General features: G+C 45.1%; 9 protein-coding genes. 4 read left to right on the top strand and 5 right to left on the bottom strand.

What is annotated here, in order from left to right; translation table 11 throughout:
* Positions 1-125 precede the first annotated feature (125 nt).
* Both KFE98_03050 and KFE98_03045 read right to left on the bottom strand, forming a co-directional pair.
* Complete coding sequence (locus KFE98_03050) at positions 126-758, bottom strand: hypothetical protein (GenBank protein ID UTW63150.1); 633 nt, start codon at positions 756-758, stop codon at positions 126-128.
* Positions 733-1569 (bottom strand): metallophosphoesterase, encoded by an 837-nt coding sequence (locus KFE98_03045; protein UTW63149.1) that lies wholly within the window; start codon positions 1567-1569, stop codon positions 733-735. The genes KFE98_03050 and KFE98_03045 overlap by 26 nt, the downstream gene beginning before the upstream one ends.
* 211 nt (positions 1570-1780) lie before the next feature.
* Here KFE98_03045 and KFE98_03040 point away from each other — a divergent pair, with 211 nt between their 5' ends.
* Positions 1781-2848, top strand: a complete 1068-nt coding sequence (locus KFE98_03040; protein UTW63148.1) for a Cj0069 family protein — start codon at positions 1781-1783, stop codon at positions 2846-2848.
* 112 nt (positions 2849-2960) lie between these two features.
* Here the strand turns inward: KFE98_03040 and KFE98_03035 are convergent, their stop codons facing one another.
* The 3 genes from KFE98_03035 to KFE98_03025 all read right to left on the bottom strand — a co-directional run bounded on the left by KFE98_03035 (position 2961) and on the right by KFE98_03025 (position 8107).
* Complete coding sequence (locus KFE98_03035) at positions 2961-5144, bottom strand: T9SS type A sorting domain-containing protein (protein ID UTW63147.1); 2184 nt, start codon at positions 5142-5144, stop codon at positions 2961-2963.
* 89 nt (positions 5145-5233) lie between these two features.
* Positions 5234-5983 carry a response regulator gene (locus KFE98_03030; GenBank protein UTW63146.1) on the bottom strand — a complete coding sequence of 250 codons (750 nt, stop codon included), beginning with the start codon at positions 5981-5983 and terminating at the stop codon, positions 5234-5236.
* Positions 5984-6121: 138 nt separating this feature from the next.
* Positions 6122-8107, bottom strand: coding sequence for a histidine kinase (locus KFE98_03025; GenBank protein ID UTW63145.1), 1986 nt, complete (start codon positions 8105-8107; stop codon positions 6122-6124).
* Positions 8108-8316: 209 nt separating this feature from the next.
* On the opposite strand from KFE98_03025, the gene KFE98_03020 reads away from it, so the two are divergent.
* From KFE98_03020 to KFE98_03010, 3 genes are read left to right on the top strand one after another with little or no spacing between them, the layout of a single operon-like run.
* Positions 8317-9294 (top strand): hypothetical protein, encoded by a 978-nt coding sequence (locus KFE98_03020; protein ID UTW63144.1) that lies wholly within the window; start codon positions 8317-8319, stop codon positions 9292-9294.
* A gap of 47 nt (positions 9295-9341) precedes the next feature.
* Positions 9342-11237, top strand: a complete 1896-nt coding sequence (locus KFE98_03015; protein ID UTW63143.1) for a histidine kinase — start codon at positions 9342-9344, stop codon at positions 11235-11237.
* Positions 11224-11994 carry a response regulator transcription factor gene (locus tag KFE98_03010; GenBank protein UTW63142.1) on the top strand — a complete coding sequence of 257 codons (771 nt, stop codon included), beginning with the start codon at positions 11224-11226 and terminating at the stop codon, positions 11992-11994. Before KFE98_03015 ends, KFE98_03010 begins: the two co-directional genes overlap by 14 nt.
* The last annotated feature ends 292 nt before the right edge of the window (positions 11995-12286 follow it).

The raw sequence follows: 12286 nt of genomic DNA, 5'->3' as shown, positions 1-12286 counted from the left end.
GAAATTGAAGATTGATTATGGAGGATATAGACATGGAAACTGTTACGCGTTGTAAACGCGCACCAGTTTATACGAACAGGAATCCGCACTCGCCCTCAAAACTCGAACCTGGCAAAGCCACCTTTCTACTTCATGAACTGGTATTTCAGTCCAAAACTGACGTTAAAGAGGGTATGTCTCGGAATGGTTTCCCGGTTGCCTGACCAGCTGAAGAGCAACAGATCATAAGTCCCTAATTCGCTGTATAAGGTGAATAGGTGGTCATTTTTCATTTCGTAGGTCAATTGACCCGTCCAGAACCAACCCATGCGAGGTAAATTGTTGAACCAGTAATAGCCTTTAGGATATTGATCACGATCACTGTATTTGGTGTATTGATTCCCGAAAGGTTGATTCACCCACATCCCAATTCCCAAAGGATACAATTTAAGATCATCCTTTTTAAATGCCCATTTACGAGAATAGTGGGAGTACTTCAAAGTCACCGACCAAATGTCTACGTTACCCAGGTATTCCGGTAAATAGCCGACCAGTAGATCGAGTTCACCATTTTGCTTTTTAAAGAAAGTTCGCCCAACTCCTGCACTGAAAAAGCCAATCCCTCCGGCATATTGGAGGACTGCTTTATCCACAATGCGAATCGGTTTCTTTTCCTTTTTTGCTGTCTCTTCCTGACCTTTCACTTCCATGGAAAAGGCCGTCATTAGGACCAGAAGGAAGGCCGATAGTGCCTTAATAAGGAATTTGTTGATAGTCATAACCTCTGTCCCAGATTTTTACGATTACAAAACTTCTTTTTTCGGTGGAGTAGCTGTTGATGTAGCGCACTTGTGAATCAGGGAACTTTCCTTCCCGAAAGCCGTGCAGGTGTCCGTTGAGGGTAACCAGTACTTTCTTGCTCGAATCGAGGGTGTGCAAATACGGTTCTACCAGATCGGGATCAAAGTCCGGAGCGTCGGGCGGAACGTGAGAAACGATAATAGCCTGCTCCTCATCCTTCATTTCACTTAGTTCTTTGCGCAGCCAGGAAATATTGGGCACCCGTCCATTAAAACCGAACTCCCGGCTATTGGTATTGATCATGATGAACTTGTTTCCCTTGAAGGTGAAACTGTAGTCAAGCGCTCCATACATCTCTTCATAAACCGTTTTTCCATTGTATACCAGATCGTGGTTTCCAATAACGGTTAAGTAGGGCATGCTCAATTCCGCAAAGAGATCATGCATCAATTCAAACTCGTATTCTATACCAAAGTCAGAAAGGTCGCCTGATACGATGACCATGTCCAATTCTGGGTAGCCATTGATCACGTCTACGAAGTCATCCGTTTCGTCGTAAAAGCGCTGTGTATCTCCAATGAGTGCAAAACGCAATGTATCCGAATCGGGATTGGCGAGTAGCCTGTCGAGATTAATTTTTGTGAGATTTGTTTCGTCGGGAGAGGCTTCGTACGGATGATATTCGATACATGAAACCAAAAAAATGATGAGAAACGTGAGAGAGGCTGCCAGACGGTAGAATTTACCGGGTCCCCTTCCGTTCAAAGATGCATTTGTCAAACCTGTCATGTTAAGTCTGTTAAATTCCTGCCCTTGAACTGGTTGCAAATGTAAGATACGGTTTTTCGACCGGACTAACACAATTCACCGATTTTATAAATTTTAACAAGTCCTACTTAAGGCATATCAGAAGCTGATGAAGATCATTTTTTGCTGAATAAACGGTCAGTTTTTAGTCGGTTTTTCAGCTCTAATTTTAAGGTAATAAAATGATCCATTCATGAAAAAACACGTTGTAATATTCGAGGCACGAGGTGGCTCGGATAAGGGAAAGTACGGCTACAGAAATGACTCAAGGCCGATTATTGATTCGCTCAAAAGAAGAGGGTGGAGCGCAGAGATTATTTTCTACCGGGATGAAGACCGTGGAGAGATCTATCGCCACACCATTGAGAAGGCCGATGCCTACATCAGTCGTGTAAATCCAGGAAATTTGCCCGATGAGGTGGGGTACTTCCAAATGCTTCGCGAATTGGTAGGACATGGGGTAGAAGGATTGCCTCATCCAGATGCCATGACGGCCTATGGAGCTAAGAACTCGGTAGAAAAAATGAAGGGGACCGATATTGTGCCTGATGACGTTTTTACCTACTACGATTTCGATACGCTCAAAGAGAAATTTCCAAAGAGCTTGAGCAACGGCGTTCGTGTGCTAAAACAGAATCGCGGATCTACCGGAGAAGGAATCTGGCGAGTTGAAGTATTGGACCGCGATCAATATAACGGAACCATCCCATTAGACGCCAAATTGAAGCTAACCGAAGCTCGAGACAACCACACCGAAGAAAAATCACTGCAAGAGTTTTTAGAGTATTGCATTCGCTACCTCGAAGGAACGAATGGAATGCTGCTTGATATGCCCTTTTTGGAGCGCATTAAAGAAGGCGAGATTCGCGTACTGATGCTTCGTGACAATGTGGTGAATATCGTCCACAAAAAACCAGCGGATACCAAGGATGCTTTTTCCGCTACCTTGTTTTCCGGGGCCAAGTACCGCTACGATCAGCCGGAGCAATGGCCAGATTTGGTAAAATCCATCAAAGGTTCCCTCAAAACCATCCAACAACGATTGGGTAACTACGATCTGCCTCTGATTTGGACAGCAGACTTTATTCTGGATACCGATAAAGAATCCGGAACCGATAAATACGTACTTGGAGAGATCAACGCCTCCTGCGTAGGGTTTACAACCCACCTTGAACTAAGCGAGGACATTGCCGATGAAGTACTGGCCTTGCTCGATGCGGAAGAAGTGGTGAACGACCGCTGGGCCGCATTTAACCGATAACCAACCTTGTCAAGTAGGAGAGAGGGCTCGCCATAGGCGGGCCCTTTTTTTTGAGCAAAAAAAAGCCAGATCAAAAGAGACCTGGCTTCAAAAGGACGGTATGAGGGCGCTATCATTCCTTCACGATTCTAACCGCCGTCCTGTGATTTTGGTGGGATATCATTAGAAAATAGAGGCCAGCTGGGAACTCACTTAAATCAAGTAAGGTGGTTTGAGGTTGAACCTTTAAGATCTGTTCACCGGTAATGCTAACCACTTCCAATTGCTCAATATCGTTTCCATTGGATTCAATTCGAAGCATTCCCGTTGTGGGGTTAGGGTAAACCCGAAGGGATGATTCTGATTCAACAGCGGAGAACATACCATTGACTTTGAAATAGTAATCTGGAGTAGTTTTAGAACAGCCCAGGGTATCGGAAAGGGTAACGCTGTAATTACCGGTTTCAGTTGCCACATAAAGACTGTCGGTAGCTCCGCTGATGGCTGAGCCGTTTAAATGCCATTGGTAGCCGCTGTAGCCGCTTGGAGCATACAGACTATCCTCGTTTCCGTTGATTGCAAGGGTGGGCCAGCTACCGCACCAATCAAAGGTCTTGTAAGCTGTACACGCCTGAGGATTATTCGGATCCCAGGAAGCTACTTTGTAAGTCCCGTTTTGAGTCGGTGTGTAGCTGCTTGAGCTTGCCCCGTTAATTATCTTATCGTCCAGGTACCATTGGTAGGCACCGGCACCGGTTGCTACCAGACTGTCTCCTTGTGCCGTGATGGTAATGGTAACGGATCCACAGAAATCTCCTTGAACCAGGCCACCGCAACCGGCATTGTCTTTTATCAGAACAGCATAGGTTCCATCGGCAGATGGAGAATAGGTATTACCCGTTGCTCCAGGTATTGGTTGCGGCGGATTGGAGTTGAGGTCATACCACAGGTAGGATGCGTATCCAGCAGAAACTTCTAGGGAGCTTCCCTTTTGTGTCATAGTGAGCCCGGTTAGTTCGCCTTGAATTTCACTGTGACCCACATCATAGGTGATTCCCTTAGGTCGAACATTCCCGTAAAAATCTTTGGCCAGGTAGGTCAACACGTGCTGAGGAGCGTAATTCTGCCGGTCGTTGGTTGGTGAACCGCAGGATGTAATTTGGAAATCTTTTTTGGCGGTATCGGTAAAGGTGGGGTAGAGGTTGTAGGTACTTCCCGCTGAATAGCCAAAATCTGCTCTTAAATCAGTTGTTTTGATGGTGTCTTGCCCCTCGATCAAGTTGTTGTAGAACTGAAGGGATTTCACGTCGTTTGCCTTCGACATGGTGCTGTAAAACTTGATTGGTCCAGCTTGGTTGTTCCAGAAAATGTTTCCGACTACCTCCAGCTCAACCTCGGCGTAATTACTCCAGCTGGCATCAGCACCGCGGGCATAACGAATAACCGTTGAATTAGCGGGCAGTTTGTTGTTTACAAAACTGTTTTGATAGAAGTAAAAGTCTTTATCAGACTGGGCCTTCGAAAGGCTATAGGCATAACTGGTCGCATCAATTAGAGCGGCAGAAGATCCACCCAGCACATGGTTGTTGTGAAAGAGGTTGTTGGTAAGTCCAACGGTTGTTGTATGAGTGAGCGCTGTGGCGAGAGTACCAAAAAGGGAATTGACCACGCCATTGTCATGAAACTCGCAACGATCGATGTATATCCAACCGTTACTTCCTGTCCGTCGAAAATAGGCAACGACTGCGTTGTTTGCCCCAGAATTGTAACGGAAAACGCACTCAGAAATGGTATATGGTCCACTTCCTTCAGCGTATACAGCGCCGCCATTAGTACTCATGTGTGAGCCACCGGAGGCATTGGCATTTCCTCCTTCAATGATCAGGCTGTAGAGGCCGCCACCTACCAGTTTAACTACCGTATAGGAGTTATCTGATCGATCCTGGGTATTGGGATGGGTTGAAGCATGATTGTCGTTTCCGCTTAAATCTCCGCTCAAAATGGTTGGATTGGCTTTCAGGTCTCGCTGGTTTTTGTTGGTCTCCGTTCCCGCAAATCCACCATACATGGGAGCGTTCACGTTGAAGGAGGAGTTGCGGTTTTGCCCGTCTCCAGGTTTATAGGTTCCGGCAGCTATCCAGATTTCGTTGTGAAAAACTACATCGTAATTGGCCAAGGCCGTATCGAGGTTTGTAAAGGCGTTTTGCCAGGAACTACCGTCGTTGTTTCCCGTAGCCGAGGCATCTACAAAAAGTTGGGCCTGTAGGTACCCTGAGGTACAAATCAGGAGTCCCATAGCAAGTAATAATCGTTTCATAGCTCAGAGAGTTTTTAAATTCAAACTCAAGATTCGCTAGAAACCAGAAGGTGAATTGAGTCAAACTGCTGAATCGGCGGTTTGGACTGCTAAAGCAAATTGACGATCTCCAGAAACTCGTCCTTTTTCTCCTTGGAAATCGAAACCATGTGGTCGTTATCCATCACGATGTAATTGCCATCGCGTCGTACATACTGTTTGATGTGGCGAATATTGATCAAATAGGAGCGGTGTGTACGGTAGAAATAGGGTTCGTTTTCGAGGAGATCAACGAAGTATTTCAAAGGTTTACTCACCATTTGACCGCCGGAGTTGGTGGTGAAGACCCGGGTGTACATTCCATCGGCCTCCATGCAGATGATATTCTCAAATTCCACAAACAATACCCCGTCAGAAATTGGGAGGCCAATCTTGGAAAAACGGGTGGCCTCAAAAGCGGACTTCAACTCTTCAATCTGGCGGGATACCCCTTCTTTTTTGAGGACGTCCTTCACCTTGGCCACGGCCTCCTTTACCTGATTAGGCCGAAGTGGTTTAAGCAGGTAATCCACCGCATTCATTTGAAAGGCTTTGACCGCATGCTCACTGTAGGCCGTGGTAAACACGATGTGAAAGTTGATGTCTTCCGGCTCGAAAAAGTCCAGGATTTGAGTCCCCGAATAGGCCGGCATTTCTATATCCAGAAAAACCACATCTGGGTGAAACGTATTGATGAGTTTGATTCCTCCAGGTAAATCTTCGGCCTCTTTGAGTTCTTCGATTTCAGGGCAGTATTCTCCCAAAATGGTGCTAAGTAAACTGCGGGCTTTTTTTTCGTCGTCTATGATGAGGGCTTTCATGATGTGAGTAAGTTCCGATAAGTACCGAAAGAGGCCGGGTGAGTAATAGCGTGCATTTTATCCTTATTTATTCTGACTAAGTAAGTCCTTGCTCAAACAAGATTAAGAATTGTATTGCTGAAAGTAGCTTTTTGATTGCTAAAGCGGAATGATTAGTTCTACTTGTGTGCCTTCTCCATTTTCACCATCTGTGATGTTCACGGTTATCGGTTTTTTACGGCTTTGATTCATCAAATCAATTCGATTTTGGTTAGCCGAGGTGGCAAATGATCGATGGGTTTTGTTTCGTTTTTGATTAATCTCTTCGGCGGCTTTGCGTCCTATTCCGTTGTCTTGAATGAGGCATCTAAGTTGTTCCCCTTGCTGAGTAAAGGAAAGATTGAGCTTCCGGTTTTCTTTTTTGTGGAGTAGCCCATGTTTAATGGCATTTTCCAGGTAGGGTTGAATCAACATAGGCGGAATTCGAATAGCCGATGGGTCGATGTTGGGATCCACAGTAAGGCTATAATTTAAGGTGTCTTCAAATCGCACCTTCTCCAGAGTCAGGTATAATTCTGCCGCCTTTACTTCATCTTCCAGGGTGATGGTTTTTTCCCGACTGTGATCCAGATAGAGTCGCATGAGATCCGCAAATTGGCCCAGGTAGTCACTGGCCAACTCCTTTTGATTGAGGATAATAAACTCCTGGATAGAATTAAAGGCATTAAACAAAAAGTGAGGATTCATCTGGGCTCGTAGCGCGGTGAGTTCGGCTTGGTTGACCTGGCGCTCCAATTTGAGTTTGTTTTCCGTCTCTCGCAATTGCACAGTAACCAGTTCTACTTTACGCCGTTGTTGGATTTGGTACACAATGATTCCTGCCAAAATCAGCAGGAGGGAAAAGATGATGACCGATCCTATGAGCAAGTTTCTGTTTTGGGTCGCTTTTTCAGCTTCCAGTAGTTTTTCTTGTTTGAGCTTTTCTGTGCCATAGCGGGTTTCCAGCTCTCCAATAATTTCTTGTTTGCTTTGGTTATACAGGCTGTCTTTTACTTGAGAAAACTGCTTGAGGTAGAGCAGGGCTTGCTCATGATTACCCGTTTTTTCATAGAGCGTGGCCAAGTGCCTTAGGTTGTCTTTTTGTTGAAATGGATTACCTGTTGCTGAAACCCAAGCCGCCGCTGAATCCAGGGCGATCCGGGCGCTGTCAAATTGGGACCGGGCAAGAAACACTTCTCCAAGGCCGTGGTAGGCACGAATCATTCCCTCGGTGTTGTTAATCGATCGGGCGATTGTGATTTCTTGATTCAGGTAGAACTGAGCTTGGTCGATATCCTCTCGATCGGCATAAATTCGGTAAAGGTTATGGTAGATATAGAGTAATCCTACTTGGTCGCCCATACGCTCCTTCATGTCTCGGGCTTTCAATCCATAAAAAAGCGCACTATCGGGTTGGTTGAGGGCCGTGAAGAAAGCGGTAAGGTTGGTATAAACTACGCTGTTACACGGAATTTCCCGTTTGCCAAGTTGCCCACAGGATTTTAGGCATTTTCGCGTTACATCAAGTGCGTTTTGGTAATCTTTTTGAATCTCGTAAATGCTCGCCAGCCCGAGGTAACAGGACACCAGTCCATCAGACATTTTGTTTTCTTCAAAGTACTTAATCGTTTCAAAATACGCCTTGGCCGCTTCGTCGTAATTCCCTCGCTTTTTCTGAACATCGGCAATCTCAATCAAGGTACCCTGGTAGGGTAACCGATTCGTCAATTTGGAGGCCAGCCCCAAGGCTTTATGCAGGTAGGCAAGTGCTGAGTCGGGCTGTGTTTTGTACTTGAAATACATACCCATTTCGCGGTTAAAAACGACCTGTAGTAAGGTGTCATTTTTCTGCTCAGCCAGCGCCAGGCCTTCGGTCGAGAGTTCCTTGTGCCGATCCGGATTTCGTTTACGGTAGTGCTTCACCAACTCCTTCATTTTGATCATTCGTGCACTATCCGAAGTAAGTTCGACAAGTTCTTTTTCCAATTCCTCCAGCTTCCCTTGGGCGTTAGTGTTAATGGAGAATAGGAGGGCGGGAATCAATCCAAATAAGACCCACCTGAGTGACCGGATCGGGATCCATCCTTTTATAAGCTCATAGTCCATAAGAAGGAGTTTGAAGTTTGAAGTAAAAGAAGATAATATTTTACCGAAAATCAAAGCTGAACTTCTAAAGCCTTTGGACTTTCTTGACCACTTTAACCACCTTGCGAAATCCTGAATTTGCCCGGGAAAAGATCCAATAGAACCAAACTCGATACTGATTTTGGTCATTAATTATGTGGGAGAAACCAACTAATCTTGAAGGAAGAGAAATGGTAGGGAGAAAGATTACTTTTTACATCACCTGGATTGTGGCCTTGTTTACCTGGCAAGGGATTCAATCTCAGGAGTTAACCTATTCCCATTTTCAAGTTAAAGATGGCCTGCCTTCTTCCGAAATTTATCAATCGATCCAAGATGAAAGAGGCTATATGTGGTTTGCCTCCGATCGCGGATTGATTCGCTATGATGGCTATGACTTTCAGATTCTTACCACAGATGATGGTTTGGGCAGTGATGTGATTTTCGGTTTTCACAAAGATCACGATCAGCGAATTTGGATGTACACTTATTCGGGCGGAATCGCGTACTTACAAGGAGATACTTTGGTAGTACCTGATTTCAATGATTCGCTCATTGAGGTTTTAGGAACAGCGATAATTGGATCGATGTACGTAGACCTGAAAGGACATATTTGGATGTCTTCTACACGTCAGCGGGAAATCTATCATATCTACCCATCCGGCCAAATAGAAAAAAAGGAACCTCAATCCAATGACTCCTATACCCACATAACGACCATCGATTCCCTGGGCTTTATTTATGGCTACGGTGGGAGTTTTCCCATGGAAAAGAAACATCAGTACGTCAGCATAATCTCCGCTACGGATCAATGGAAAGTGGAGCTGCCCAATATTGGAGGGCATAGACGTGCGGGAGCTTCTGTTGTTAAAACGAAGGAGGCCTACTACCTTACTCATTATAAAAAACTGGTAAAAATTGAAGGGAATAATGCGGTGGAATATACCTCCCTTCCCCAATTGACTACCATGAGTCTGTTTGAAGATTCTGATCAGGACGTTTGGATAGGTGTTTTTGGAGAAGGTGTCTTCCGATATCAGGACGGAAATCTAAAAGCTCAACCGGATCATTTCTTGGTAAAGAATTCAGTCTCCTCTATTTATGAAGACTCAGAAGGGGGATGTGGTTTACCACCTTGGATGCCGGGATTTTTTACCAGAGCGGCTTGAATGTCTATTCTAAACCATTGAGTGAGTCTCATCCGTCTGACCCAATTATGGCGGTTTTTGCGGATGACGATCAATTGTACTATGGAACCAAGGATGGACGATTGTACACCTACAACAAGGCGAATGACCGGTTGGATTTGATCCTGGAGACCGGAAGTGAAGTTCAGTTTATTGAGAAATCCCGAGAAACACTATTGGCAGGGATAAAGTGGGTGCCCGGAGCTAATCAAAAAAGGGTGGATTCCATTTTTTTGCTCACCGCCTGGGATGCCTGGAGTGAAACCGGCAAGGATTCGATATGGTTGTATGGCCAAAAGAAAGGATGGGAGGAGAACCTCTATCCCATAGCGTTTATAGATCGCTATGAGGGTCATTACTACCGGCAAATTGAATCTATTTTGGAGTGGAATAATGTCCTGTATGCCGGTGGTCGAGAAGGACTTTATCAGTTGCCCAAACCCGGGTTAAACGATTGGAGTTTTATAGAGAGCTTCAACGCCTATTGGATTGTAGATATGACCGCCGCAGACAAGTATCTTTTCTGTGCGACCAAAGGGCATGGAGTAGTGGTGTTTGATGGCGAAAACAGCTGGACGATTTCCACGCAGGATGGACTTCCCCTCAATCACATTGAAACCATTTTGACGGAAAACGATAGTGTCATTTGGTTGGGCTGTAAGCGTGGCTTAGTTCGGATGTCCTGGTCAGATACTCCAAAAGAGGTTGAGCTGGTTTCCATTGATTCTAAAGATGGTTTGATATCCAATGAGGTCAATGATTTGTCCATTTCTGGAAAAACACTTTGGGTAGGAACCCACACGGGCTTGAGCTTCTTCCAAACGGATATCGATTTTTCCATCAAGGCGGCACCTGAAATATACCTGGAGCAGTTAATCGTTAATGACTCGGTTTGCTCTTTGGAAAGCCATCCTGTTTTCAAAAGTGATTCTCGGGTTTTTGATTTTCATTTTACCGGACTGAGTTTTCGAAGTGCTCAACAGATGAACTATCTGTACCGGCTAAAGGGCTTTGACGAAGACTGGAATGAAACCACCAACCGTTCTGTTCGATACATGCTTCCCGGAGGTCAATATACCTTCGAAGTATGGGCACAGAATAGCAGCGGTAATTGGAGTGATAAAGCGGTAAGCTATTCCTTTGAAGTATTGCTCCCGGTGTGGCAACGACCCTGGTTCATTGCCTTAGTTGTCCTGTTCATTATGGGAAGTGCGTGGATTTTGTTTCGGTGGCGTATCCGAATTTTGAGGCGGCAGAATCAATTGGAATTACAAATGGCCCGATCTCAACATGCGGCCCTTACTGCTCAACTTAAACCGCATTTTATTTTTAACGCCCTCAATTCCATCCACAATTTCATCCGTAAAAACGACAAGGAATCATCCAGTAAATACCTGACCCTTTTTTCCAAACTCATCCGACAGATTCTGGTCAATTCCAATCAAACCGTGGTTAGCCTAAAGGAGGAAATGGACCTGCTGGAAAAGTACCTGGAAATTGAGCAATTGCGGTTTAAAGATCGCATGACCTACGAAATTGTAATTGACCCCGACATTCAACTTGAAGAGGTTCGGATCCCCACTCAACTTATTCAGCCCTATGTGGAAAATGCCATTTGGCACGGCATTATGAATAAGGAAGGGAAGGGACATATCCAGCTGCGCCTCACCTTAAAAGGGAAGGAATTACACTGCCAGGTTGAAGACAACGGTGTTGGGCGCCAAGCGTCTGAATCTATGAAATCGAATTTGATTACCCACAAATCCACCGGAATGGATTCGGGCCAACAGCGCTTGGAGCTTATCCGATCCATTCTAAAACGCCCGGCCAGTGTGGAAGTGGAAGATTTGGTCAACGACAAGAATGAACCTTTAGGAACTCGAATAATTATCATTTTACCCCTTATAAGCCATGACAGCAACTAAGCTTTTTCGCACCTTAATTGTAGATGACGAACCCGATGCAGTAGAAGTATTGGAAAGTATGATTCAGGAAGTTTCTCACGAACTGGAAATCGTGGGACGAGCCCATTCCATCAAAGAAGCGGAAGCGCTTTTGCGTACCCTTGAAGTGGATCTCGTATTTCTCGATATTCAAATGCCTGGTGGAACCGGATTTGATTTGCTTAAAAGGGTCCAGGATCTTCACTTCCATACCGTTTTTGTGAGTGCCTATGCCAATCATGCCATCGATGCGATAAAGTTTCATGCCTTGGCCTATATCCTGAAGCCCGTTGCAGCAGAAGATTTGAAAGAAGCGCTTCAACGAGTAAAGGATGAAGCCCTGAATCAAATGATCGTGAAGTACGACGCACTGCTCCAAAACCTCGAACAATCACCCACCCGAAAGATTGCCATCCCTACAGGTAAAGGCTATCGCTACTTTGAGGCCAACGATATCATTCGGGTAGAAGCCAGTAAAAACTATTCTAACGTATTTACTACCGATTCGGAGACACCCATTCTGGTTTCGAAAAACCTCAAGCAGTTTGAAAACTTTCTGTCCAATTATGGTTTTCTCAGAATTCACCATGGTCACCTGATCAACCCCTTTCATGTGAAGGAATACGTTCGCCAGGAAGGAGGCTCCGTTCAGCTGTCAGATGGGCTTACTGTCTATATAGGGCAGAGCTACCGCCAGCAGGTGCTTGATCGGCTGAGTAATCTATCGCATCGGATGTGATAGTACGCTAATCGCTTAGTTTCCAGACCAACCACTTCAGTAGAGTATAGGGCTTTCGCTCGAAATCGATTCTATTGAAATCCCCGCTTTTGAAGAAATACGGCCAAATTCTGCTTTGGTACAAAAGAATTAGGGAATGGTACAAAACCAGAAAATCCTCTGAATTCCCCCTCTTACATTTGATCTCAAGGTTGGATTTTGAAGACTGCGTGCAGCGATGCTCGCGATCAAAATTTCATCCTATTCGACCAGTGAAGGCCTACTAACTGAATAGATCAAAAACTAAACGTGT

The sequence above is a fragment of the bacterium SCSIO 12741 genome (assembly GCA_024398055.1).
Lineage (GTDB): Bacteria > Bacteroidota > Bacteroidia > Flavobacteriales_G > Salibacteraceae > SCSIO-12741.
This window is presented reverse-complemented; position numbering and strand designations above follow the sequence as displayed.

Coding starts and splice junctions, on each gene's coding strand:
- KFE98_03050 (UTW63150.1), bottom strand. CDS start 758: ATGACTATCAACAAATTCCTTATTAAGGCACTATCGGCCTTCCTTCTG.
- KFE98_03045 (UTW63149.1), bottom strand. CDS start 1,569: ATGACAGGTTTGACAAATGCATCTTTGAACGGAAGGGGACCCGGTAAA.
- KFE98_03040 (UTW63148.1), top strand. CDS start 1,781: ATGAAAAAACACGTTGTAATATTCGAGGCACGAGGTGGCTCGGATAAG.
- KFE98_03035 (UTW63147.1), bottom strand. CDS start 5,144: ATGAAACGATTATTACTTGCTATGGGACTCCTGATTTGTACCTCAGGG.
- KFE98_03030 (UTW63146.1), bottom strand. CDS start 5,983: ATGAAAGCCCTCATCATAGACGACGAAAAAAAAGCCCGCAGTTTACTT.
- KFE98_03025 (UTW63145.1), bottom strand. CDS start 8,107: ATGGACTATGAGCTTATAAAAGGATGGATCCCGATCCGGTCACTCAGG.
- KFE98_03020 (UTW63144.1), top strand. CDS start 8,317: ATGGTAGGGAGAAAGATTACTTTTTACATCACCTGGATTGTGGCCTTG.
- KFE98_03015 (UTW63143.1), top strand. CDS start 9,342: ATGGCGGTTTTTGCGGATGACGATCAATTGTACTATGGAACCAAGGAT.
- KFE98_03010 (UTW63142.1), top strand. CDS start 11,224: ATGACAGCAACTAAGCTTTTTCGCACCTTAATTGTAGATGACGAACCC.